This window comes from Kocuria sp. CCUG 69068 (genome assembly GCF_020833785.1).
Classification (GTDB): Bacteria; Actinomycetota; Actinomycetes; order Actinomycetales; family Micrococcaceae; genus Kocuria; species Kocuria rosea.
The window spans coordinates 22,127-45,297 of record NZ_PDDL01000020.1; the positions used below are offsets into that span (position 1 = coordinate 22,127).

The following is a 23,171-nucleotide window of genomic DNA, read 5'->3' on the forward strand; positions in this document are numbered from 1 at the left end:
GGGCTCCGCTCAGATCTCGGCGACCTCGGCCACGCGGGACAGCTCCCGGCGCAGCTCGAGCATGGACGTGTAGGTGCAGAAGACGCGCATCGGCCGGTCCCCGGCCCCCGCGACGAAGCGCCGCAGGGCGTCGCCGAGGCCCGGGACCACCTCGCGCACCGCGACCTCGTCGTAGTCCAGGCGCAGGGCCATGTCCCACGCCCGGGTGCCGGACACCGTGTCCACGCCGCCGGAGCGCAGGGAGTGGAAGTCCACGTCCCACAGCCAGGAGACGTCGCGGCCGTCGGCGTACTCGTCGTTGATGGCGATCATCGTGGCGTAGTCGCCCGGCCGCGCCGAGGCCAGCGAGAGGCGGAACCCGGCGGGGTTCTTCACGAGCAGCAGCTGCAGCGGCCGGCCGTCCACGGTGATGGTCTCCCCGCGGCCGAAGGCGGGGGTGACGCGGGAGAGCTCGTCCACCAGCGCGGCGCGGTCCGCGTCGGGGCCGGCCACGGCGAGCGCCAGCGCGAGCGCGGCCGCCGCGTTGTACATGTTGTAGACCCCGTAGAGCTCCACGGTGGTCTCGACGGCCTCCCCGCCCACCGTGAGCCGGACCCGGTTCGCCTCGAAGGACGTCAGCTCCACGTCGGCGGCCGGCCGGGGCGCCAGCTCCGCCTCGTGGTCGGCCTCGGCGTCGGGTCCGCCGGCCGAGCGCATGTCGTCGTCGGAGGGGAACATGGGCCGCAGCGGGGCGGACAGTCCGAACCAGCGGGTCTGCGTGCCCTCGGGGACGTGCTCCGCGAGGGAGACGATCCGGGGGTCCTCCCGGTTGAGGACCACGGTGCCCGTGGTGGCCGCCGCGATCTGGGCGAGCATCCGCCGGGTGGTGTCGATCTCGCCGAAGCGGTCGAGCTGGTCGCGCATGACGTTGAGCAGCAGCGCGTGGCGGGGCTTGACCTGCTTGACGAAGTGCACGGCGTGCGCCTCGTCGAGCTCGAGCACGGCGACGTCCGCGTCGAGCCGGCCGGTGAGGCTCATCTCCCCGAGCAGGGCGGCGGCCACGCCGCGCACGAAGTTGGAGCCGGTGCGGTTGGTGAAGACCTTGTAGCCCTGCGAGCGCAGCAGCTGGACGGCCATCTTGGTGGTGGTCGTCTTGCCGTTGGTGCCGCTGATGAGCACCACGCCGTGCGGCAGCTTCGCGAGTTCCTCGGCCACGAACCCGGGGTGCAGCCGTTCCATGACGAGGCCGGGGAAGGCGGAGCCTCCGCCGCGCAGGGTGGTCAGGTACCGGATGCCTTGGCCGAGCAGGCGCACGTGGGGTCTGGACATGCGTTCCATCCTATGGTCTGCGCGGCGGCGGGCACCCGGGTGCCCCGGGGGCGGGCGGTCCGCGCGTCCCTCCGGGCCGCAGGGGGGACGGGCGACGACGACGGCGGACGCGGTGTCGCCGCCGCGTGCTGCGCGAGGTGCGGGGATCTGCCCGTAGGGTCTGACCATGAACGCCGCCGGCCCCGCCGTCCCTCCGTCCGTTCCGCCTCGCCGGATGCCGCCCTGGTGGGTGGTCCTGGCGTGTCTCGGCGGTCTCCTGGTGCTCGGCGGGGCGCTGCTGGTGCTGCTCCACCCGGCGGAGGCGTCGTTCGGGTGGTTCGCGGACGCCCCGCCGGGCGACGCGGCGTTCCCGGCCATGACCCTGATGACCCCGGAGGCCACGGCGGGGTGGGCCGGTGTGGTGGCCGGGCTCGTCCTGTGGGCCTTCTGCGCCGGCTGGCTCGTGGGCCGGCGCGCCTCGCGGCGGTGACCGGCGGCTCGAGGACCTCGGCCGCGCCGTGTCCTCAGGTCAGGCCCGGTCCACGAGGTCCTCGACGGCGGCCGCCTCAAGCAGGGCGGCCCGGCTGATCCGGTCCCTGCGGTGGTGGGTCCAGCGGTGCGTCGACGGCATGGAGCTCGTTGCTGAGGCTTGTACCGTCGAGGCCGTCCAGCGGGGTGATGTCCACGACGATGCCCGTCTGCACGTCGAGGTGCACGCAGTAGACCGTGGCGAGGTCGCCGCTGGTGAGGGTCGGGTCCTCGCGGCCGTACTCGTGGATCCGGGCGGCGGGGCTGTCCAGCAGCGGGCAGCACCTGCACCGCGGGGTGTAGCCGTTCTCCCGGTCCTCGCCGGCACCGAGCAGCGGCCGGCAGGCGGCCGACCAGGTGAGGCGGCCCCGCAGCGTCGTGGTGACGACCTCGCTGACGTTCACTCCCCGGCTCAGCTCGGCCGGGTCGAGCATGGCCGTCCACCGGTAGTCCTGCCACATCGGATCACCGTGGTCGAAGTGCCAGTCCTCCGGACGCCGGGCGACCAGACCATCGGGGCGCAGCACCACCTCCGGCTCCGGCGACGGCGGTGACGGAACGGCGCCCGCGTCGTCGTCGTCGCAGGTCATCAGGCTCACCGCCGCACCGTAGGGCGGCCCTTCGGCGACCTCGACGCCCCCGGGCGAGCGGACGACCACACGGCCGAGGCGCCGGTCGAGCCAGGCCTCGACCGGTTCGCCGTCCGGAGTGCTCCCGGCGTCCCGCTGCCGCCGGTGGGTGAAGTGCACGGTGGTGAACCGCCACGGCGAGCTGCGCGCCAGTGCGCGGAAGTCGTCGGCCGTGGGGACCTCGGGCAGGGAGTCACCGCTCATGCGACCGAGTAGAGCACATCCCGTACTGTCGGACCATGACCGGGCACGAGCTGTTCCCCATCGTCAACTGTGCGGATCTGGTCGGCACCGGGGCCTTCTACGAAGAGGTGTTCCACGCCGTGCAGACGTACCGGTTCCCCGGGACGGGAGAGCCGGCCTTCCTCGTCCTGCGCGTGGGAGACGGTCAGCTGGGCCTGGGCGTCGGCACCACGGCGGCGCTGTACGGCGACACCCCGCTGCCCGCGACCGGCCACGCGGTGGACCTGTGCGTCTACGTCGAGGACCTTCCGGCCGTCCTCGCCGCCGCCCGCCGGGCCGGTGCGGCCGTGCCTGTCGATGCGGAGGCCATGCCGTGGGGCGAGACCGTCGCCTACGTCCGTGATCCCGAGGGCACGATGCTGCTGGTCGTCCAGTCCGGTGCGGGCTGAAGGGCCCCGGGCTCCTGCCCACGGGCCGGCCCCGGGTCCGGAGAACACCACCGACGAGCCGGCAGAGGAGGCAACGCCAGTGGATCGCGACGTCGACCCGGTTCCCCCGGAGAGGTCGGGCCCTCCCCCGCACGCGCGCGCGGCGCCTGCCTCGAGGGCTCCCGCGGCGCCCCGGCCCGCTGCCGGAGCCGACGCGCAGCGGCGGGAGGTGAAGGCCGCCCTGGGCCGGCGGACAGTTCCGCTGTGGCCGGCCCACGCGGCAGTGCGGCCGACGACGACGGCGCCGACCCGGCGGGACCGGCAACAGGTGCTCCGTCGGGCCGGACTGGAGCTCCAGCACCACGCGCTGGTGCTGCGCCGGATCACCACCGCCTACGTCGTGGCCGTGGCCGGGCCGCACTTCGAGGCCGGGTGGACCGTCGCAGACGTCCTGCACGCCCTGGACTGGACCCCGCAGAGCGTGCGCTACACCCACGACTCGGTCACCGGGATCGAGAACCCCGGGGCCTGGTTCGCCGCCCGCCTGCGCACCTGGACCCACCAGGACGGCACCCCGATGCGCTCGCCGGACCAGCGCGCCGCGGCGGAGGCCGAGCAGCGCCGGGCAGAGGCGGTGGCGGCCGCCCGACGCCACGCCTCCCCTCGGCCCCGGCAGCAGACCGCCGGGACGGACACCGGGGCCGCGGAGCCGGCCGTCGAGCCGCCGCGGACGACGGACCCGGATCGGCGGCCCTTCCGGGTGCGCTGGGCCGCCCAGATCGCCGCCGGCCGGGCGGAGGCGAGCCGGGGGTCCGGACGTCCGTGAGCCGGGTGCGCGGATGCCGCGCCCCCGGGGCGGGGCCCTACCGGACGGGCGGCCCCGTCTCCTCGGAGGCCGCCGGGGCGGTCCGGGCGACGGCGGCGTGGGCCGCGGCGATCGCGTGCACCCGGTCCCGGCACCGGTACCAGCCGAGGACCAGCAGCGGCACGAGCAGCAGCAGGGAGGCGACGGCCCAGGTCCCGATCGGGGAGTCGAAGGCCATCAGCACGACGACGCTCACGAGGAACGCCAGGGTCAGCCAGCCGGTGAAGGGCGCGCCGGGGAGCCGGAAGCCGGGGCGCTCCGCCCTGCCCTGCCGGGACCAGGAGACGAGCCGGAGGTGGCAGAGCATGATCATCGCCCAGGCGCTGATGATGCCGACCGAGGCGAGGTTCAGCACGATCTCGAAGGCCTGGGCCGGCACCAGGGCGTTGAGCACCACGCCCAGCACGGCCACCGCCGCCGTCAGCACGATGCCGCCGTACGGGACGCCGGCCCGGTTCATCCGGCCCGCGAAGCGGGGGGCCGATCCGGCCAGGGACATCGAGCGCAGGATCCGGCCCGTGGAGTAGAGCCCGGCGTTGAGCGAGGACAGGGCCGCGGTGAGCACCACGAGGTTCATCACGGTGTCCATGCCGGCCACGCCGATGGAGCCGAAGAACGTCACGAACGGGCTCTCCCCCGCCTTGTAGGCGGTGTAGGGCAGGAGCAGGGACAGCAGGGTCAGCGACCCGACGTAGAAGACCGCGATGCGCACGATCACCGTGTTCACGGCGCGCGGCATGACCTTCTCGGGGTGCTCCGTCTCACCGGCCGCGGTGCCGATCAGCTCGATGGACGCGTAGGCGAAGACCACGCCCTGGATCACGACGACCGCCGGCAGCAGACCGTTGGGCAGGAGCCCGCCGTTCTGGCCGATGAGGGACAGGCCCACCTCCTGGCCGTCGGCCGGGGTGCCGAAGAGCACCAGCCAGATCCCGACAACCAGGAAGGCGGAGAGCGCGGCCACCTTGATGAGGGCGAACCAGAACTCGAGCTCGCCGAAGACCTTGACCGAGACGAGGTTCAGCCCAAGGACGAGCAGCAGGGCGGCCAGGGCGTACTGCCACTGGGGGACGTCCCCGATGGGAGCCCAGTACCGGGCGAAGAACTTCATGTACAGCGCCACGGCGGTGATGTCCACGATCGCGGTCATGGCCCAGTTGAGCCAGTACAGCCAGCCGGTGAAGAACGCCGCCTTCTCGCCGTAGAACTCCCGGGCGTAGGAGACGAAGGAGCCCGAGGACGGGCGGCGAACGACGAGCTCGCCCAGGGCCCGCAGGATGAGGAACGCGAAGAAGCCGCAGACCGCGTAGACGAGCACAAGGGCGGGCCCGGCGCTGGCCAGCCGCCCGCCGGCGCCCATGAACAGGCCGGTGCCGATGGCGCCGCCGATCGCGATCATCTGGATCTGCCGGGGCTTGAGCCCCTTGTGGTAGCCCTCGTCCTCCGCGTGGAGCACGTCGAGGGCGGCGGTCGGTGGCTGGGCCGGGGTGGCGTGGCGCCGGTCCGGGTGGTGGACGGACACAGGGGGCATGGCTCGGTCTCCTGGGTGGTGGCGGAAGAGCTCGTGGACGGGTCAGACGGTGAGGTTGGCGAGGCGCTCCGGGCGCAGGATGCGGCCCAGCTCCTCGGCGGTCAGCAGACCGCGCTCGCGCACCAGCTCCGCGACGCCGGCGCCCGTGACCAGGGCCTCCTGGGCGATCGCGGTGGCCGTGGCATAGCCCAGGTGAGGGTTCAGCGCGGTCACCAGGCCGATGGAGTGCTCCACCGACGCGCGCAGGTGCTCCTCGTTGGCGGTGATGCCGCGCACGCAGCGCTCCGTGAGCGTGGTGCAGGCCGCCCGGAGGTGGGCGACGCTCTTGTGCAGGCTGTGGACGATGATCGGCTCGAAGGCGTTGAGCTGCAGCTGTCCGCTCTCGGCGGCCATGGTGATCGTGACGTCGTTGCCGATGACCTCGTAGGCGACCTGGCTGACGACCTCGGGGATCACCGGGTTGATCTTGCCCGGCATGATCGAGGAGCCGGACTGCACGGCGGGCAGGGTGATCTCGCCCAGCCCCGCCCGGGGCCCGGAGGAGAGCAGCCGCAGGTCGTTGCAGATCTTGGACAGCTTCACGGCCACCCGCTTGAGCACCCCGGACAGGTGCACGAAGGACCCGACGTCCTGGGTGGCCTCCACGAGGTCGACGGCGGTGACCAGCGGCAGGCCGGTCACGGCGGCCAGGTGGCGGCAGGCCGCGGCGGCGTAGCCGTCCGGGGCGTTGAGCCCGGTGCCGATCGCCGTCGCCCCGAGGTTGATCTCGTGGACCAGCAGGCTCGCCTCGGCGAGGCGCTGGCGGTCCTCCCGGATCATCACGGCGTAGGTGCCGAACTCCTGGCCCAGGGTCATGGGCACGGCGTCCTGCAGCTGGGTGCGGCCCATCTTCACGACGGTGCGGAACTCGCGGGACTTCGCCGCGAAGGCGTCCTCCAGCACCTCCAGGGCCGCCAGCAGCTCCTGCACGCCGGTGATCGTGGCGATCTTCACGGCCGTGGGGTAGGCGTCGTTGGTGGACTGCGACAGGTTGACGTGGTCGTTGGGGTGCAGCCGGGTGTACTCCCCCTTCCCGGCGCCCAGCAGCTCCAGGGCCCGGTTGGCGATCACCTCGTTGGCGTTCATGTTGGAGGAGGTGCCGGCGCCGCCCTGGATCACGTCCACGCGGAACTGCTCGTGGAGGCGCCCGTCCAGGATCTCCTGGCAGGCCCCCACGACGGCGTCGGCCCGGGCGGTGTCGAGCAGCCCGAGCTCGTGGTTGGCGCGGGCGGCGGCGAGCTTGACGGCCGCCAGTCCCCGCACCAGGTGGGCGTGGCCGCCCAGGGGCAGGCCGGTGATGGGGAAGTTCTCCACGGCGCGCAGGGTCTGCACGCCCCAGTAGGCGTCGGCGGGGACCTGGCGGTCGCCGAGCAGGTCGTGCTCGGTGCGGAAGGCGGGAGCGGTCATGGTTCTCTCGGTTCTCTCGGGTATCACGAGGTGGTGGACGGCAGCGGGACGGTGGGTCAGCGGGACGGTGGGTCAGCGGGACGGTGGGTCAGCGGGACGAGGGCGGTCTCTCATGGAGCGGGAGGGACAGCGAGCAGTGGCTCAGGGGGCGGCGGCGAGGGCGACGGCGTGCAGCGACCCCACGGTGCGGCCCCCGCCGAGCACGGGGACCCGGCCCAGGCCGGCGAGCGCCGCGGGGTCCACCCCGAGCCGCTGCAGGGCCTGCACGGTCGCCGGCATCCGGGCGCGGTCGGCGCCGTCGGCGATCTTCACGGCCAGACCGCGCCCGTCCGGCAGGCCCACGAGCTGAAGGCCCTCGAAGCCGTCCTTGGCGAGCAGACCGGGGACCCTGCGCATGATCTCCGTGACGTCACGGCCCTCGCCGGCCACCTGCTCGGGGTGCCCGGTCATGGCGGACGCGACCCAGGCCTCGGGCGTGCCCGGGGCGGCGGAGGCCAGCCGGGCGAAGGCGGTGGCCATACCCCGGAGGGTGACGGCGTGAAGGGGGGTGCCGCAGCCGTCGGTGCTGCCGGGCCCCAGCGGTTCGCCGGTCAGCTCCGCCACGACCTCGCCGATCAGCAGCTGCAGCGGGTGGCCGGGGTCGGTGTAGCCGGCCACGGGCCAGCCGTTGACCCGGCAGGTGGCGACCATGGCGGCGTGCTTGCCGGAGCAGTTCTGGGCCAAGCGGGTGGGCCCTTCGCCGGCGCGCAGGGCGGCGGCCCGTTCGGCGGGCCCGTACGGCAGGTCGGGCACGTTCTCCAGGGCGGTCTCGTCCGCGCCGTGGCCGGCGAGGATGCGGCGCGCGCCGTCCCGGTGCCGGGGCGCCCCGGAGTGGCTGGCCGCGGCCAGTGCCAGCAGGGGCCCGGGCAGCTCGAGGCCGGCGCGGAGCATGGCCACCGCCTGCAGCGGCTTGAGGGAGGAGTGGGGGTAGAAGAGGGCCAGGGGGTCTCCGGCCTCGAGCAGGATCCGCCCGGCGGCATCCGTGGCCACGAGCGAGCCGTGGTGGACGCTCTCGACGACGCCGTCGCGGACCTGTTCGGCGACGGGCACGTGCTGCGGGCGGGCGGTGGACAGGGGTGCCCCGAGGGCTGCGGTGGTCATGCTGGGTCCTTGCTGGAGGTGATCGGTGCGGGCGAGGGCGCGCGCCGGAGGGAGGCGCCGGAGGGCGCCCCGCGCGGAACGGAGGGCAGGGTCGAGGGCAGGAGGACGGCCGAGCAGGGCGAGGACCGCGGCTGCCCGGGCGGAGGCCGGGGAGGCCGGAACAGCGGCCGGGACGGCCGGCGGGCTACTCGCCGGTGATGGCGCCGAGGGCGCCGCGCACGGCCGCGAGGTGGTCCTGCATGGCCGCTTCCGCCTCGTCGGCCGCGCCGTCGCGGATCGCGTGGAAGATGCGCAGGTGCTCCTCGTCCGAGCGCTTCTGGCGGGCCGCCACCACGTTGAGGGTCTCGGACTGGTGGAAGAGCGCCTCGCGGATGTCGGCGATGACCTTCTCGAACACCCGGTTGTGGCTGATCCGGGCGACGGCGGCGTGGAAGCTGGTGTCCAGCTCGACCCAGGCCTGGGGGTCGTCCTCGGCCGCCATCGCCGCCACGACGTCCTGCAGGAAGCGCACGTCCTCCTCGGTGCGGCGGCGCGCGGCGAGACCGGCCGCGGGGACCTCGATGTGCGGCCGGGCCTCGTGCAGGTCCCGGGCCGAGTACGCGCCCAGGGCCAGGTCCTCGGCCACCCGCTGGGAGACGACGAACGTCCCCTTGCCGGTGCGGCTGACGGTCAGGCCCAGCGCCGCGCAGGAGCGCAGCGCCTCGCGGATCACGGACCGGCTCACGCCGTACCCCTGGGCCAGCGCAGCCTCCGAGGGCAACTTCTCCCCCACGGCGAGGCGCCCCTCCCGGATCTGCGCGAGCAGGTCCTTGAAGACGGCCTCCGCCGCACTGAAGCGCTCCACCGGCTGTCCGGCTGTCCGGCTGTCTGACAGGTTCATGGGGTCCAGCATGATACGGATCACACCGGGCTGTCAAGGGATCACGAGCCGGTTTCCTGCACGTCTCGTGCAGGTTCTCGCCAGGTCCGCCTGCTGTGCTGGAGCAGGCATCCCCACACCCCGAGCGGAAGCAGGTGCATCATCGCCGCCAGAACCGCCGGCACGGCGCACCGGGACCGGAGCCGCCCCCTGCGCTCGCTCCTCACACTGCTTCTCGTGCTCGGGATGCTGGCGGGAGCACTGGTGTTCCTCGGGCCCGGCCTGATCAGCGGCCTGCGCACCGGAGACGGCGGGCTGACCTGGGGTGCCGAGTGCGTCGTCGAGACCGCGGACGGAGCGGTCTGGCTCGACCGCGAGGAGGCAAAGCGGGCCACGACCGCGGTGGCGCTCGCCGCCCGCGGGGTGGAGGCCCCGGACACCTCCGGCCTCGACCCGGCGGTGCTGCGGCGCCTGGCCGACGGACCACCCGAGGACGCCGGCGCGAGCCTGAGCTGCCGGGGCTCAGCGGCCGACGACCTGCCGCAGCAGCAGCTGACCGCAACCGGCCTGACCCCGCGCGCCGAGCGGGTGCGCGCAGCGATGACCGAGGTGTTCGGAGAGCAGAGTCTGGGCGGGTTCGCCCCCGGCGGCGTCGGCCAGGGCCACGGCGAGGAGTCGACGCACTACGACGGCCGCGCCGTCGACGTCTTCTTCCGCCCCGTGACCGAGGAGAACCGGCGCGAGGGGTGGCTGCTGGCCCACTGGCTGGTCGCGCACGCCGAGGACCTGGACGTCCAGTACGTCATCTTCGACGACCGCTTCTGGAGCGCGCACAGCTCGCGGGGGCGGTGGCGGGACTACGACGCGCCCGAGCCCGGCAACGAGATCCTGCGCCACCTCGACCACGTGCACGTGGACGTGCTGCGGGGCGGTCCGGAGTGAGGAGCCGGTCGCAGCGCCGGGCCCCGGAACCGGCCTCCGCGTCGCGAACGATGACCACGGGAGGGGTGTGCACGGGCGACGCCCGGTCCTAGGGTGAGGAGCGGACCGGGCGGCTCCGGATGGGTCGGACCGCAGCGCCCGGGGACACCGGGGACCGAAGCCGGCCCCCGGGACGCGGTCCGCCGCACCCGCCGAGGAAAGGACCCGCCATGAGCGCCACCGACGACCTCCTGCACCACGCCGAAGCCTACGCCGCCGCCTTCACCAAGGGGGATCTGCCCATGCCCCCGGCCCTGCCGGTGGCGGTCGTGGCCTGCATGGACGCCCGGCTCAACCCCTACGGACTGCTGGGCCTGAGCGAGGGCGACGCCCACGTCATCCGCAACGCCGGCGGGGTGATCACCGACGACGAGATCCGGTCCCTGGTCATCAGCCAGCGCCTGCTGGGCACCCGGGAGATCATCCTCATCCACCACACCGACTGCGGCATGCTCACCTTCACCGACGACGCCTTCACGGCACAGATCGAGGCCGACACCGGGATGCGCCCGCCGTGGTCACCGGAGTCCTTCACCGATCCCGACGACGACGTCCGCCGGTCCATGGCGCGGATCACCGAGAACCCCTTCATCCCGCACCGGGACAGCGTGCGGGGCTTCGTCTACGACGTCACCGACGGCTCCCTCCGCGAAGTCCGCTGACTCCCGCACCGTTCTTCCACTTCGGGGGCCCCGCCACCCGGTGCGGGCGGAGGGACCCTGTTCGGGGTCCGGCGATCAGTGGGCGACCGTGAAGCGGCGGCGGGAGATCGCCGGGCCGGAGCACGACACGCGGGAGCGGCTGGTCTCGCAGGAACCGCAGCCCGGGGCTCCGCGACGCGGCGGCCCCGGGCCCGCGGGGCTCCTTTCCGCCTCCGGTGACGGCCGATTCAGCACATGGGACGGCGTCGTGGGCTATGAATGGAAGGACCACGGACGGACCCCCAGGAGGACACGGTGACGAAGCACGACGACTCCCAGCCCATCACCTCTGTGATCAACACGGGCGAGCTGATGCGGCAGCTGGCGCAGAAGGAGGCCGACCACCGACGCCGGGTCCAGGCCTGGACCACCGACGGGGTCGAGGAGCTGACGGACACGGCGGAGCTGCTCGACATCGCCCTGCACCACAGCGACGTCGACGTGGCGGCTGCCGCGCTCGGCAGCGACCACCTGAGCGCCGCCGACCGTCGCCACGCGGCCGAGAACGCCACCGACCCGCACGTGCGTGCTGCCGCGCAAGCGGAGGCGACCCGACGCGGCGAGGACCGGGACGGGCACTGCTGACGACCCGCCGCTGGACGCACGACGGACCTCGGATCCGCTGCCCCTCTTGTGCCCGGGCGGCTCCGGCGGGTTGAGTGGGGGCATGGGGAAAGTGATCTACTCCGTCGCCTCCTCGCTGGACGGCTACAACTCGGACGAGCAGGGCAGCTTCTCCTGGGCCGTGCCCGACGAGGCCGTCGTCGCCGCCCTGACCACGGACCTGGCACCGGTCAGCACCTACCTCTACGGGAGGCGCATGTACGAGACCATGGCCGTCTGGGAGACCGACCCGTCCGCGGCGACATGGTCCCCGGAGTCGGCGCGCTTCGCGGAGACCTGGAAGCGCGCCGAGAAGATCGTCTTCTCCTCCTCCCTCGGCCGGACCTGGACCGAACGCACCCGGCTCGAGCGGGAGTTCACCGCCGCGGCTCTCGAGCGCGCGAGGTCCGAGGCGTCCGGCGACCTCACGATCGAGGGCCCGACCCTGGCCGGCAGTGCCCTGCGGCTGGGGCTGGTCGACGTGGTCGAGCTGCTGCTGTGCCCGGTCACGGTGGGCGGCGGCACCCCGGTCTTCCCCGACGGACTGTCCCTGGAGCTGCGCCTCCTCCGGGAGCGTCGCTTCGACAACGGCATGGTCCAGGTCGGCTACGAGGTCCGCCACCCCCGGTCCCGCGGATAGCAGCGGCGTGGACGGGACGAGACTTCAGCAGATCGCCATGGAGGCGGCCGCCGGACTGCCGGCCGTGACGCACACCTGCCCCTTCGGCCCGGACCACGAGGTGTTCAAGGTCGTGGGCAAGATTTTCCTGATGACCACGGAAGCACCCGGGAAGCCGATCGTGACGCTCAAGTGCGAGCCCCCGCACGCGATGGCGCTGCGCCAGGAGTTCCCCACGATCACCCCCGGCTACCACATGAACAAGCAGCACTGGATCTCCCTCGCCGCCGGCCCGGGGATCACCCCGGACCTCGTCGAGGAGCTGGTGCTGAACGCCTACGAGCTCGTCGTCGAAGGACTCCCCCGGGCCAGGCGCCCGGTGCTGCGCCACACGCGCACCGGAGCACAGCCCTGAGCGGGCGTCCTGCCGTCCGCGTCCGGCGTCGGGGGCGCGATGCGAGCACGGAGTCCGTCCGAGCGGTCGCGGAGTCAGTGCTCGTCCGGTGGTGCCGGGCGGCTCCGTCGAGCGGCTTCGCGCAGCGCCGTCAGGGCCGTGTGGATCAGCCGCGCCCGGGTGGGGTGGGTGCGGGTGTGGGCGACGATGCGCCGGTGCACGGCCGGGTCGACCAGCGGCCTCGAGGTGAGAGCCGCCGGCAGCCCGGCGAGCGCGATCCGGGGCAGCACCGTGATGCCCAGCCCGGCCGCGGCGAGGCTGGTGGCCGCATGGTGGTCGACGAGACGGGCGACGTAGTGCGGGGTGTAGCCGGCGGCGTGACAGGCGCGGGTGATGATGCGCCCGGTGGGGCCGTCGTGGATGTCGTGGTCGATCCAGGGCTCGTCGCGCAGCTGGGCCATCGTCACCGCGGGGCGTGCGGCCAGCGGGTGGTCGACCGGCAGCACCACGCAGAAGTCCTCCTCGTGCAGGGCATGGCGCTGGTATCCCTCCAGGTGGACGAGGGGCCCGTCGAGGGACTCGTTGCGCACGTCGACGTCGGGGGCCCGGCGGCCTCCGGTGGAGTGCAGCTCGTTGATGCTGATTTCCACCACCACGTCCGGGGACCGAGCGCGCAGGGCGAGCACCACCCCGGGCATCCAGGCCTCGGCCAGGGACGCGAAGCAGGCGACGGCGATCTGCTCGGCCCGGCCCTGCCGCAGATCCTCCACGGTGCGCTCGAGGCGTTCCAGGCTGCTGAGGGTGTCCGCGCTGGCCTCGCACAGGTGCCGGGCGGCCGGGGTCGCCTCGATGCCCCGGCCGCTCTTCTCGAACAGCACCAGCCCGGTCTGCCGGGCCAGGGCGCGGAGGTGCTGGCTGACGGTGGCCGGGGCCAGGTGGAGGTTCCGGGCGGCGGCGTGGATCGAGCCGGCGGCGATGACCGCGCGCAGGATGGTGAGCCGGTGCGGATCGAGCATGTCCCGATCGTACGCTTTCACCTGCCAATACGACGGAAATCATTGCTGGTGCTGAAGGGTGACGCGGTGGCACGGTAGAGGTCTGCGGACCACTGACCGACAAGGAGCTGCCGTGGACACCTCGAGCTATCTGGCCCTGCTGGGCGTGGCCGTGGTCCTGGCCCTCACCCCGGGACCCGACACCGTCCTGACCTTGGGCTACGCCCTGCGGCAGCGCCGGGCCGGGATGCTGGCCGCCGCCGGGTCCGCGGTGGGGGTCTTCGCCTGGGCGGGGCTGGTCGCGGTGGGCGTGGCCGCCTTCCTGGACAGCTCCCCGGCCGCCTTCCAGGCTCTGCGGATCCTCGGGGGCGCCTACCTGTTCTACCTGGGCTACCGGGCGATCACCGCCCACGCTCCCGCCCCGGCCGCCGCCGTGCCGATGACCGTGGGCCGGGCACGGACCGCGGGGTCGACCGTCACCGCCGCCCCGGACCGCCGGGAGCCCTCCGAGCCGAGGGCGCGATCGGCGTTCGCCGCAGGGCTGGTGTGCTGCCTCACCAACCCGAAGACCGGGCTGTTCTTCCTGGCCCTGCTGCCCCAGTTCACCCCGCCCGGGGCCGGGGCGCTGTTCGTCGTGGTGGTGATGGGCGGGACGGTGGCGGCCACCATCGGGGTCTACCTGCTCCTCGTGGCCCTGGCCGCCCACACCGCCGGCACCTGGCTCAACCGTCCCACCGTGGCCCGCAGGATCGAGCTCACCTCCGGGGCGGTCTTCGTGGCACTGGGACTGATGACCACCGTCCCCGTGCTCGCCTCCTGGATCTGAGCGGGCTCCCCGCGCGGCCGACCGGAACGCCCCCCGCGGACAGACCGGCCACGCCGGCGGAACCGGTCCGTGTCGACCACCGGCACCGCCGCGCCGTCACGCTCGTGCCTCACGGCACGGGGAGGTTGACCTGCCGATCGGCGGACCGGATCATCGGCTGTGAACGGGCCACCGGACGCCCCATGGCGCTGCCCGTTCGGCACCTCCCGCCGGCCCCGGGGCACCAGAGAGGCATCCCATGGACGTGATCGACTTGGCCCACATCACCTCGGCGACCACCGCGCTCGTCGGGGGCAAGGCCGTCGGTCTCGGAGCCCTCCTGTCCGCGGGCGAGCGCGTGCCGGACGGGTTCTGCCTGACCACCGAGGCCTACCGCTCGGGCGCCGTCCCCGAGCGGGCGGTGCTGACGGCCTACGAGCACCTCGGCGGTGGTCCCGTCGCCGTCCGCTCCAGCGCCACGGCCGAGGACCTGCCGGACGCCAGCTTCGCGGGCCAGCAGGACACCGTCCTCGACGTCGAGGGCGGGGACGCACTGCTCGAGGCCGTCCGGCACTGCTGGGACTCCGTGCACAGCGAGCGCGCCGTCGCCTACCGGGCCGGTCAGGGGCTGGAGACCGGCGACCTCGCGATGGCCGTCGTCGTGCAGCGCATGATCACCCCGGCGGCCGCCGGGGTGATGTTCACGGCCAACCCGCTGACCGGCACCCGCACGGAGACCGTCATCGACGCGGTCCCGGGGCTGGGCACCGGAGTCGTGGACGGCACCATGGACACCGACCACTACGTCCTGCCCGGCCAGGGTCCGCTCCCCGGGACACAGGAGCACGGCTGCCTCTCCCCCGACCAGCTCCGCGAGCTCCAGGCGACCGGGCAGCGGGTCCAGCGCGCCCTCGGCAGCCCGCAGGACATCGAGTTCGCCTACGACGCCGAGGGCACGCTCTGGCTGCTGCAGTCCCGGCCCATCACCACGCTCTTCCCGCTCCCGGCCGGGACCGACCCGGTGCAGGGCGACCCGCGGGTCTACATGGAGGTCGGCCACATGCAGGGCCTGCGGCGCCCGGTCACCCCCATGGGCGTGTCCGTGCTGCGGGAGACGACCCGCCGCTGGCTGCAGATCATCGGCGTCGACGACGCCGTGGTGGATCCGTTCCTCGTCGAGATCGGCGGCCGGCTGTTCATGGACCTCACCGGCCTCGTCCGCAGCCCGCGCCTGCACTCCCGCGTCCCCGAGATGGTGCAGGTCTACGGTCCGGCCGTGGCGCGGGGCGTGCGGCGCGTCCTGGACGACCCCCGCTACGCGCCCCGTTCCGCCCGTCCCGGCCAGCGCGTGTTCTCCGCCGGTGCGACCGCGCGGCTGCTCCTGGCCACCGTGCCCGCCTCGCTGCTCGGCGCGCTGCGGGCCCTGGCCCGGCCCGCCGCCGCCCGCGAGCGCGCATTCCACGAACTCGAGCAGGTCCGCCGGCAGCCCCGGACCGAACCGGCGGACACGGCGGAAAGGGTCCGTTCCGCCGCCGGTCTGCAGGACGCGACGATGACCGGACCGATGATGCGCTCCCTGCCGCCCCTGTGGGCGGCGCTCATCGCCCAGGGGGTGGCGGGCTGGGTGCTGGGCGGCATCCTGCAGCCCGGCGAGCTGAACGCGACCCTGCGCGGGATGCCCCACAACGTCACCACCCAGATGGACCTGAAGCTCTGGTCCGTGGCCGAGGCCGCCCGCCCGCACCGCGATCTGCTGGTCGGCGCCGCCCCGGACGAGCTCGCCGCGCGCTTCTCGCGCGGCGAGTTGCCCGAGTTCGGCCTGACGGCCTTCCTGGCGGAGTACGGGATCCGCGGCAGCGCCGAGATCGACGTCGGCTCCCCCCGGTGGGCCGACGACCCCACTCCCGTGTTCGCCGCCCTGGCCGGGTACCTGCAGGTGACCGACCCGGACCAGGCCCCGCCGGCCCGGTTCGCCCGCGCCGCCGTCGAGGCCGAGGCCGCCCTGGCTGACCTCGTCGCACGCGCCAGGCGCACCCGGCCGCTGCGGGCCCGCCTCGCCGGGTCCATGCTGCGCCGCAGTCGGGAGCTGGCCGGCCTGCGCGAGCTGCCGAAGTTCCTCTGGCTGACCCCGCTGGCCGAGGTGCGCCGGCAGCTGCTCGCCGCGGGGGCCGAGCTCACGGGGCGCAGCCTGCTGGAGCAGCCGGACGACATCATGTTCCTGACCCTGGACGAGGCCCTCGACGCCTCGCACGGCACGGACCTCCGCGCGGTGGTGGCCGGTCGGCGCCGGGAGCACCACCGCGAGGCCCGACGGCGGCAGGTCCCGGGCCTGTTGCTGTCCGACGGCACGAACCCCCAGGCCCTGCCCGACGACACCGCGCCCGAGCACGGGCCGGACGTGCTGATCGGCCAGCCGGCGGCCACCGGGATCGTGACCGGGCCGGTGCGGATCGTCCACCACCCGTCGGAGGCGAGGCTGCAGCCCGGTGACATCCTCGTCGCCCCGACCACGGACCCGGGCTGGACCCCGCTGTTCCTGACCCTCGGCGGACTCATCACGGAGACCGGCTCCACGATCGCCCACGGCCCGACCGTGGCCCGCGAGTACGGCATCCCGGCCGTCATCTGCGTGCCCGACGCCACCACCCTGCTGACCGAGGGCCAGGTGGTCACCATCGACGGCGCCACCGGGCTGATCCGGATGCACGGCACGGCCGGCGGTGCGCAGCCCCTGGACGACCCGGACGCACGAGCACATCGGGCCGGGCGACCGGGCCCGGCCGCACCCGGAGAATAGGCGCATGTCAGGACGGTTCGCGCAGGTGCCCGGCATCGAGGACCCCTCGATCGGCCCCCTCGAGGAAGCCGGCTGGGAACTGCAGGGCGAGAACCTCTGGCGACGTCCGAATCGACCCGTCGTCAGTGGCTGTGCAGTTCCTCGGCGAGCATCACGATGATGCCGCTGGGGCCGCGGACATAGGCGAGCTTGTAGGCGTCCCCGTAGGTCCCTACCCCGCGCAGGGGGTGACAGCCGTGCCTCGCGGCGATCTCGAGGGCGTCGTCGATGTCGTCGACGGAGAAGGCGACGCGGTGCATCCCGATCTCGTGGGGTCGGGTGGGCTGTGTCTCGATCGCCTCCGGGTGGATGTACTCGAAGAGCTCGAGGCGACCGTTGCCGTCCGGGGTCTGGAGCATGGCGATGTTGACGTGGTTGCCGTCGAGGCCGACGGCGGTGTCCGCCCACTCCCCGCTGACCGTGTCCCGGCCCAGGACGGTCAGTCCGAGGTCGGTGAAGAAGGCGATCGCCGCGTCGAGGTCACGGACGGCGATACCGACGTTCTCGAACTTGATGGACATGTGGTGCATCGTACCGAGCCGCGGCAATCCGGTCCTGCCGACGCGTCTTCATGTTCCGAAGGACGGACCCTCAACGGCGACTGCCGTGCAGCACCCGTCGGGAACCCGAGCTGCGGATCGCCATCGTGCTCATGGTCAGGGCCCGTAGACCAGTCCGACGACGAAGATCGCCACCGGAACGCAGAGCAGACCGAAGGCGACAGCCACAGCCCCCAGAATCTCCTTCTGCGCGCGGAATCCGGCAATGCCACCCACCAGTCCACTGACCGGGGGCAGCGCGAACGTCCACAGCGGCTTGGCCACTCCCGTGCCCTGCCAATCGAGGAGCATCAGCGTCAGCGCGGTGGAGACCGGGAAAGACGCCCAGGCGATCGTCGCCAGGATGCGCTTCCGCTTCTCGCGAACCGGAGCCTTCACCAAGAGTTGTCCCTCCTCTGCTCCACCGAGGGTGGAGTATTCGATGGAATCGGTGCGTGGCCCTCAGGACGGCATGGTCCCGCAGGAGTGCCGTGCGTCCGCAGCGGCATCCAGATGGCCGATCCCAGTATCCGGGGGTACAAGGCCGCTCCAGAGATGTCCAGATGGCGGGCGACCTGGGTGGCCGGCTCCCCGCCTCTAGATCAACTGTAGGGCGCTGCGGAACTGGGAGTCGGTGGAGATCGGGCGCACGCCCTGCCACAGACCCATCCGCCACACCCGACCGGCAGGACGTTGCCAACACCGCCGCCTCGTGCTTGTATGTAGATACGTTTTTGACCTAGATACAAGGTGGCCAGCATGGATGCGGATCAGTGGTCGGCGCAGGACCGGGGATGGGCTTCGCGCTACCGAACGGTGATGACGGGCAAGCACGTCCCGGAGTCCTCGCTCCAGGAACGTGAGCACGAGCTGCTCGACGCGGTCCGGGTGGCCCAGGTCTCTGCTGCCGAGCTCTTCGGTGATCCCACGGCACTGGCCACGGAAGATGCCGCTGAACTTGCGACAGTCGAGGAAGAGGTACGAACTTCCCTCGGCGCAGGGCTGCGGCCGGTACTGCAGGAGATCGGCGGCAGGCTGACGGGCATCAGCGCTGTCGCGGCGCTGCTCATGGTCCTGCGCCACGGGTGGTCCATCGACGTCGACATCACCCATGTGCTCGTCGCCGCCAGTGTGCTCCTGGCCTTCCTCGGGTGGGTGGTGCTTCGAGCTCTATTCGTTGCCGGCCGAGCGGGGGTGACGATCAGCGTCTCTGTCGTCCTCGGCGCGGTCGTCGTCGCGGGAATCGCCTTCGCGGCAAACCTGGGATCCGGGCACTACGCGGCACGCGATGTCCCCGTGGTACTGCTGGCCTCGGCGATGCTCACCCCCGGGGTGGTCCTGCTGGCGGTCTCCCAGCGGATGCCGCAACAGGTGCTTCGCCAGGAATGGAACGACGAGCAGTGGCTGCGTCGCTTCACCAGCGGGCTGCGCACCCGCCTGGTGCCCTCCAGATCCGTTCGGGACCACGTCACCGAGATCGAGCAGGCCCTGGAGCTGTCCGGCACCTCGGCCTACGCCGAGTTCGGGCACCCGCTGGTGCTGGCGCGCGATCTGGCCGCGACCCATCGGATCGCTCGGACACGGCGCTGGTGGGTCCTCACACTCGCCGGCACGCTCACACCCCTGGTCATCGCCGCCCTCATCGTCACCGCCCACAGCTGGGGGGCGCTGACGATCCCGGTCGCGCTGGCGTTCGTGCTGTCCGCGGCCGTGGTGCTGGGCACCGCTTGGGGCGACCGACCCTGGAGGGCGAGGCAATGACCCTCCCCGCGTGGCAGCGCGCATCCCTGCCGATGCTCCTCCTCCGTGTGCTCGCGGTGGCACCGCGGCACGGGTACGGGATCTCCCAGGCGCTCGTCTCGGCAGGACTTCAACCCATCAAGGGAGCTCAGCTCTATCCCGCCCTCGGACGGCTCGAAGACGATGGTGCGATCACCGCACGGTGGGAGCAGAGCGGACCGGGCCCCGCGCGGAAGGTCTACGCACTGACCACCGCAGGACTCGAACAGCTCCACGAACTGAACGACCAGTGGGAGGCCTTCATGACCGCGGTCGAAACCCTCGGCCGCCCCGACCCAGCCGCTACTGCCGATCAAGCACCCCCGGCCAAGACATAGCCACGCCAACGCCTGGGCCCATACCGGAACGAAACCTCAACGGTGACGTCGTTCTCGTGGGCAGTGACCGGTAGCGGGCCCTATGGGAAGCGGGGGGCGGCGTGGGCTGTGGCCTGGTTCAGCGCGGGCGGGATCGATCGACGATGCTGGCTGTGGCAGCGAGGACGGCGAGGGCGCGCATGAGGGGGTCCGCCGCCCCGGGCCAGGAGCACGATGGCGACCACCGCTCCCCCGTCGGCGCTGCGCACCAGGGTCGCGGCGAAGACGTATCGTGCCAGTGCTGCATCCCGACGATCTCGCCCTGGGAGAAGCCGGTTGTCAGGGTTGATCGTCGAGTCCGAGGTCGCCGACCACCCGGGCCACCCGCTCGCGCTGCCCCTCGTCGAGGCCCTGCAGGGGCAGCGGAAGACAGGCCCTGGGGACCAGGTCCAGCTGCTCGGCGACCGCGGCCACGACCCGCAGGCTCCCGAACTCGCCGAACAGCTCCCACAGCGGTGCCAGCCGGTCGGAGGCGGCCACGGCCTCCTCGGCCCGTCCGGCCAGGGCGGCCCGGGCGATGCGCAGGGCCGGGTCCGGCAGGGTGCCGGCGAGGACCGAGTACCAGGCGTCGCAGCCGGCGCTCAGTCCGGCGGCGGCCGTGGCGTCCCCGGAGATGCCGATGCTCACGTGGGCCGGGACCACCGCGCGGATCTCGCGCACCCGCGCCCGGGCCTGCTGGGGGTCGGCGGGCACGCCGGGGATCTTGAGGGAGGCGATACCGGTCAGCTGCCCGATGCGGCCGTAGAGCTCGGTGCTGAAGGTGACGTGGGTGGTGCCCGGGTTGTCGTAGACGATCACCGGCACCGAGGAGTGCGCGGTGACGGTGTCGAAGAGCCCGACCACGTCGTCGTCGGTCAGCGGCTGATAGCTCATCGGGGCCAGCAGCACCGCGGCGGCTCCGGCCTGCTGGGCGTGCTCGAGATGGGTGAGGACCTGGGAGGTGCGCAGGGCCCCGATGCCGACGAACACCGGGACGTCCCCGGCGTGCTCGACGGCCAGGTGGGCGACACGGCGTCGTTCCTCGGTGCTGAGGTAGGCGTAGGAACCGGTGGAGCCCAGGGCGGTGATGGAGTCCACCTGCGCCGCCGCCAGCCGTCGGATCAGGCCCGCGAACGCGGACTCGTCCACCGCATCGTTGGCCAGGGGTGTGAGGGGGAAGGCGCTCAGGCCGGTGAACATGGTGCTGTCTCCTTCGGTGGCACGGATGGCGGATCGCGGCGGCACCGCCGTGGGGGAAGGGAATCGAATGGTCATGACGGGTCTCCTGGGGTGTGCCGGTCGCCGGCAGTGAGCAGGCGGCGAGCGCTCCGCACATCGGGGCCGAGGTCGGCCAGGCGGGTGGCGAGGTCCTCGGCGGCGGCGTACCGGGCCTCGTCCGTCATGGGCGCCAGGGCGTCGACGATGAACAGGGCCGTGGTGGTGTCCTCACGCAACTGGGGGCGCCGTCCCTGGCGCCAGTTCCAGCGCCGGCAGGTCACCCCGGCCTCGTCGCACCACACCACCTCGCCCGGTTCGGGGTGCTCGATCACCGGTACACCGCCGGCCACCGTGTCGAAGGGCTCTTGGCCGGTGGCGCGCACCAGCCGCGGCGCCCCGTGGTAGCCGGTCAGGGCGCGGGCGGTGGCGGCCTCGGCCTCCCTCGCAGCGCCTCACCGGCCGCATCACTGGGGCCCGGCACGAGCCCGTCGACGGCCAGCAGCACGGCCCGGTAGTCCGGGTGCAGCGCGAACACCTCGGCCTCGACCCAGGCCTCCTCGAGCAACCGCACCAGCGTGTTCGGTTCAGTCACGGGAAACCTCCTGGTGGTGTCCCGGGCCCAAGCCCGGTTCGAAGACGGTCAGCGAGAACCGGGCCGGCCCGGCACCCGTGCTGGCGACCGGCCCTGTCGCGATCCCCCAGGTCGAGGGATCGAAGGATGCCGGACATAGGCTGGCGTCATCATGTCGATCATCATTGTCCGCGACCAGCAGTCACCCGCAGAGCCGCATCGCCGCACCGGGAGCCCAGCCCCCGCTGAGGCGCGCCACGAGGGCGGGGCCGTCGTCACGGGCCACGATCGATGGTGAACAACTCGGTCTGGCGGGCGCCCGGGATGCCGCTGATGCTGACGATGACCGCCCTGGGCTTCTCGGGGTATGCCGCGCTGCTGGCCGTCGCGCCACTGTGGGCGGTGCACGGCGGCGCCGACACCGCCGGCGCGGGGCTGGTCAACGGCGTGCTCATGCTCTTCACCGTACTCACCCAGCTGTTCGTCCCCAGGGCCCTGCGCCGCTTCGGCTGGGCGCCGGTCCTCGTGGCGGGCATGCTCCTGCTGGGACTGCCCGCCCTGGCCCACGGCCTCAGCGACGCCCTGGGGCCGACCCTGGCGCTCTCCGCGGTGCGCGGGCTCGGTTTCGGCGTGCTGACCGTGACCGGCAGTGCCCTGGTGGCCGAGCTGGTGGAGCCAAAGCGTCGCGGGAAGGCGATCGGTGCCTACGGCCTGGCGATCGCGGGACCGCAGATCCTGTTCCTGTCGGCGGGACCCTGGATCGCCGAACAGCTCGGATTCTGGGTCGTGTTCACCCTGGCAGCCCTGCCCGTTGTCGCCGTCGTGCCCGCGATCGGTCTGGCCCGGATGCTGGACGGCGTCCCGGAGGGGGACGAGGAGGATGAGCGTGCGCCCTACCTGCGCCTCCTCCCTCCGATGGCGCTGCTGACCGGAGTCACCCTGGCCGGCGGCGCGCTGATCACCTTCATGGCCCAGATGAGCAGCAGTGCCGCGCTGACCGCCCTGGCGCTGCTGCTGATGAACCTCGCCGCCGCACTCACCCGGTGGCGGATCGGCGCACTGTCCGACAGGTACGGTCCACGCCGGTTCATCGCGCCGCTGGTGCTGCTGACCACGGCCGGCATGACGACCATCGCCTGGGCGGTCCGCGATCCCCAGGCCACCGAGGCCCCGATGTTGCTGATCGGAGCAGCGATGGTGGGCATCAGCTACGGCGGTCTGCAGAACCTCACCCTGGTCGTGACCTTCCACGCCGTCAGCCGACCGCACTACGGTACTGCCAGTGCGGTGTGGAACATCGGCTTCGACATCGGGACCGGCCTCGGGTCGGTCCTGGTGGGCATGGTCGCCGCGGGCACCTCGTTCAGCACCGCGCTGCTGATGACGGGAGCGATCTCACTGCTGACTCTGCCGCTCGCGCTGCGGCGTCGCACCGCCGGGCCGCGGGTGAACTGATGCCTCAGACACGGCTGGTGCGGACGAGGAACGGCGGATTCTGGTGGTCATTGCAACAGCAGGTCGCCGATCACTTCGATCGGTTTCTGGAACTCTAGGCGTTTGCGGGGACGGTCGTTGAGCTCCTCGGCGACCGCGTCGAGCTCTGCGGCAGTGAACGCTGAGAGGTCGGCGCCTTTCGGGAAGTATTGGCGCAAAAGTGGACTGGTCCCCGGAAGTTGGACGCCTCATTTAGGGTCCTTCTTCAGGGAGTGGTCACATGTACTTCAAAGGCGCGTTGAGTCGCTCCGATGCGGTTGCTAGCGGACATGCCAATCTCCCTGTAGGCGGACACGTATCTCCCTGCTGACGGACAGCTGATCTCCCTGTCCTGGGCCATGGGATCGGGCTCGTGTCGGTCCCCATGCAGACGTCCCTCCGGGG

General features: G+C 72.7%; 25 protein-coding genes and 1 pseudogene. 13 read left to right on the forward strand and 13 right to left on the reverse strand.

The genetic code is table 11. The features are described 5' to 3' along the window. Window positions 1–9: 9 nt before the first annotated feature. Window positions 10–1,317, reverse strand: a complete 1,308-nt coding sequence (locus CRM73_RS06115) for a Mur ligase family protein (protein ID WP_229587160.1) — start codon at window positions 1,315–1,317, stop codon at window positions 10–12. A 157-nt stretch (window positions 1,318–1,474) separates the two neighbouring features. On the opposite strand from CRM73_RS06115, the gene CRM73_RS06120 reads away from it, so the two are divergent. Next, window positions 1,475–1,777, forward strand: a complete 303-nt coding sequence (locus tag CRM73_RS06120; RefSeq protein WP_229587161.1) for a hypothetical protein — start codon at window positions 1,475–1,477, stop codon at window positions 1,775–1,777. Window positions 1,778–1,853: 76 nt separating this feature from the next. Here the strand turns inward: CRM73_RS06120 and CRM73_RS06125 are convergent, their stop codons facing one another. Continuing rightward, a complete protein-coding gene (locus CRM73_RS06125; protein ID WP_229587162.1) occupies window positions 1,854–2,648 on the reverse strand; it encodes a hypothetical protein in 795 nt (264 codons plus the stop codon). Between the two features lie 35 nt (window positions 2,649–2,683). Between CRM73_RS06125 and CRM73_RS06130 the strand changes: the two genes are divergently transcribed. Together CRM73_RS06130 and CRM73_RS06135 are read left to right on the forward strand one after the other, a co-directional pair. Further along, on the forward strand, window positions 2,684–3,076 hold the full coding sequence (locus CRM73_RS06130; RefSeq protein ID WP_229587163.1) for a VOC family protein: 393 nt from the start codon (window positions 2,684–2,686) through the stop codon (window positions 3,074–3,076). A gap of 307 nt (window positions 3,077–3,383) precedes the next feature. Then, on the forward strand, window positions 3,384–3,881 hold the full coding sequence (locus CRM73_RS06135) for a hypothetical protein (protein WP_229587164.1): 498 nt from the start codon (window positions 3,384–3,386) through the stop codon (window positions 3,879–3,881). Window positions 3,882–3,918: 37 nt separating this feature from the next. Here CRM73_RS06135 and CRM73_RS06140 read toward each other — a convergent pair whose 3' ends face one another. The 4 genes from CRM73_RS06140 to CRM73_RS06155 form a co-directional block, all read right to left on the reverse strand. Continuing rightward, window positions 3,919–5,451 (reverse strand): amino acid permease, encoded by a 1,533-nt coding sequence (locus tag CRM73_RS06140; RefSeq protein ID WP_229587165.1) that lies wholly within the window; start codon window positions 5,449–5,451, stop codon window positions 3,919–3,921. 42 nt (window positions 5,452–5,493) lie between these two features. Next, entirely contained in the window at window positions 5,494–6,897 is a 1,404-nt protein-coding gene (locus CRM73_RS06145; protein WP_095650936.1) for an aspartate ammonia-lyase, read from the reverse strand. 141 nt (window positions 6,898–7,038) lie between these two features. Further along, window positions 7,039–8,037, reverse strand: coding sequence for an asparaginase (locus CRM73_RS06150; protein ID WP_229587166.1), 999 nt, complete (start codon window positions 8,035–8,037; stop codon window positions 7,039–7,041). A 184-nt stretch (window positions 8,038–8,221) separates the two neighbouring features. Then, complete coding sequence (locus tag CRM73_RS06155; protein ID WP_126350182.1) at window positions 8,222–8,917, reverse strand: FadR/GntR family transcriptional regulator; 696 nt, start codon at window positions 8,915–8,917, stop codon at window positions 8,222–8,224. Window positions 8,918–9,142: 225 nt separating this feature from the next. Here CRM73_RS06155 and CRM73_RS06160 point away from each other — a divergent pair, with 225 nt between their 5' ends. From CRM73_RS06160 to CRM73_RS06180, 5 genes are all read left to right on the forward strand, one after another. Beyond that, window positions 9,143–9,838: a hypothetical protein gene (locus CRM73_RS06160; RefSeq protein ID WP_051063713.1), complete on the forward strand. Its 696-nt coding sequence runs from the start codon at window positions 9,143–9,145 to the stop codon at window positions 9,836–9,838. 209 nt (window positions 9,839–10,047) lie between these two features. After that, window positions 10,048–10,539, forward strand: a complete 492-nt coding sequence (locus CRM73_RS06165; RefSeq protein ID WP_017832247.1) for a carbonic anhydrase — start codon at window positions 10,048–10,050, stop codon at window positions 10,537–10,539. 294 nt (window positions 10,540–10,833) lie between these two features. After that, window positions 10,834–11,163 carry a hypothetical protein gene (locus tag CRM73_RS06170; protein ID WP_229587167.1) on the forward strand — a complete coding sequence of 110 codons (330 nt, stop codon included), beginning with the start codon at window positions 10,834–10,836 and terminating at the stop codon, window positions 11,161–11,163. 82 nt (window positions 11,164–11,245) lie between these two features. Then, window positions 11,246–11,821 carry a dihydrofolate reductase family protein gene (locus CRM73_RS06175; protein WP_109269132.1) on the forward strand — a complete coding sequence of 192 codons (576 nt, stop codon included), beginning with the start codon at window positions 11,246–11,248 and terminating at the stop codon, window positions 11,819–11,821. Window positions 11,822–11,828: 7 nt separating this feature from the next. Next, window positions 11,829–12,215: an MmcQ/YjbR family DNA-binding protein gene (locus CRM73_RS06180; protein ID WP_165440233.1), complete on the forward strand. Its 387-nt coding sequence runs from the start codon at window positions 11,829–11,831 to the stop codon at window positions 12,213–12,215. 74 nt (window positions 12,216–12,289) lie between these two features. Here the strand turns inward: CRM73_RS06180 and CRM73_RS06185 are convergent, their stop codons facing one another. Next, window positions 12,290–13,210 (reverse strand): LysR family transcriptional regulator, encoded by a 921-nt coding sequence (locus CRM73_RS06185; RefSeq protein WP_229587168.1) that lies wholly within the window; start codon window positions 13,208–13,210, stop codon window positions 12,290–12,292. 112 nt (window positions 13,211–13,322) lie between these two features. Between CRM73_RS06185 and CRM73_RS06190 the strand changes: the two genes are divergently transcribed. After that, entirely contained in the window at window positions 13,323–14,015 is a 693-nt protein-coding gene (locus tag CRM73_RS06190) for a LysE family translocator (protein ID WP_229587169.1), read from the forward strand. Window positions 14,016–14,253: 238 nt separating this feature from the next. Beyond that, window positions 14,254–16,791, forward strand: a complete 2,538-nt coding sequence (locus CRM73_RS06195) for a PEP/pyruvate-binding domain-containing protein (protein ID WP_229587170.1) — start codon at window positions 14,254–14,256, stop codon at window positions 16,789–16,791. A gap of 122 nt (window positions 16,792–16,913) precedes the next feature. On the opposite strand, the gene CRM73_RS06200 is transcribed toward CRM73_RS06195, so the two are convergent. Together CRM73_RS06200 and CRM73_RS06205 are read right to left on the reverse strand one after the other, a co-directional pair. Then, window positions 16,914–17,351 carry a VOC family protein gene (locus CRM73_RS06200; RefSeq protein WP_095650928.1) on the reverse strand — a complete coding sequence of 146 codons (438 nt, stop codon included), beginning with the start codon at window positions 17,349–17,351 and terminating at the stop codon, window positions 16,914–16,916. 135 nt (window positions 17,352–17,486) lie between these two features. Continuing rightward, window positions 17,487–17,768, reverse strand: coding sequence for a hypothetical protein (locus CRM73_RS06205; RefSeq protein WP_035928606.1), 282 nt, complete (start codon window positions 17,766–17,768; stop codon window positions 17,487–17,489). A gap of 360 nt (window positions 17,769–18,128) precedes the next feature. Between CRM73_RS06205 and CRM73_RS06210 the strand changes: the two genes are divergently transcribed. Continuing rightward, window positions 18,129–19,130: a hypothetical protein gene (locus tag CRM73_RS06210; protein ID WP_109269127.1), complete on the forward strand. Its 1,002-nt coding sequence runs from the start codon at window positions 18,129–18,131 to the stop codon at window positions 19,128–19,130. Window positions 19,131–19,162: 32 nt separating this feature from the next. Beyond that, on the forward strand, window positions 19,163–19,486 hold the full coding sequence (locus CRM73_RS06215; RefSeq protein ID WP_052133047.1) for a PadR family transcriptional regulator: 324 nt from the start codon (window positions 19,163–19,165) through the stop codon (window positions 19,484–19,486). Between the two features lie 318 nt (window positions 19,487–19,804). Here CRM73_RS06215 and CRM73_RS06220 read toward each other — a convergent pair whose 3' ends face one another. The 3 genes from CRM73_RS06220 to CRM73_RS06230 form a co-directional block, all read right to left on the reverse strand. Beyond that, window positions 19,805–20,704 carry a dihydrodipicolinate synthase family protein gene (locus tag CRM73_RS06220; protein ID WP_229587171.1) on the reverse strand — a complete coding sequence of 300 codons (900 nt, stop codon included), beginning with the start codon at window positions 20,702–20,704 and terminating at the stop codon, window positions 19,805–19,807. 71 nt (window positions 20,705–20,775) lie between these two features. Next, window positions 20,776–21,105: a phenylalanine--tRNA ligase beta subunit-related protein gene (locus CRM73_RS06225; RefSeq protein WP_229587172.1), complete on the reverse strand. Its 330-nt coding sequence runs from the start codon at window positions 21,103–21,105 to the stop codon at window positions 20,776–20,778. A gap of 26 nt (window positions 21,106–21,131) precedes the next feature. Next, window positions 21,132–21,314, reverse strand: coding sequence for a hypothetical protein (locus CRM73_RS06230; protein ID WP_035928620.1), 183 nt, complete (start codon window positions 21,312–21,314; stop codon window positions 21,132–21,134). Window positions 21,315–21,626: 312 nt separating this feature from the next. Here CRM73_RS06230 and CRM73_RS06235 point away from each other — a divergent pair, with 312 nt between their 5' ends. Continuing rightward, window positions 21,627–22,748, forward strand: coding sequence for an MFS transporter (locus CRM73_RS06235; RefSeq protein WP_229587173.1), 1,122 nt, complete (start codon window positions 21,627–21,629; stop codon window positions 22,746–22,748). Window positions 22,749–22,795: 47 nt separating this feature from the next. Here the strand turns inward: CRM73_RS06235 and CRM73_RS06240 are convergent. Then, a pseudogene (locus CRM73_RS06240) lies at window positions 22,796–22,957 on the reverse strand (IS30 family transposase); the annotation flags it as partial. Window positions 22,958–23,171 lie beyond the last annotated feature (214 nt).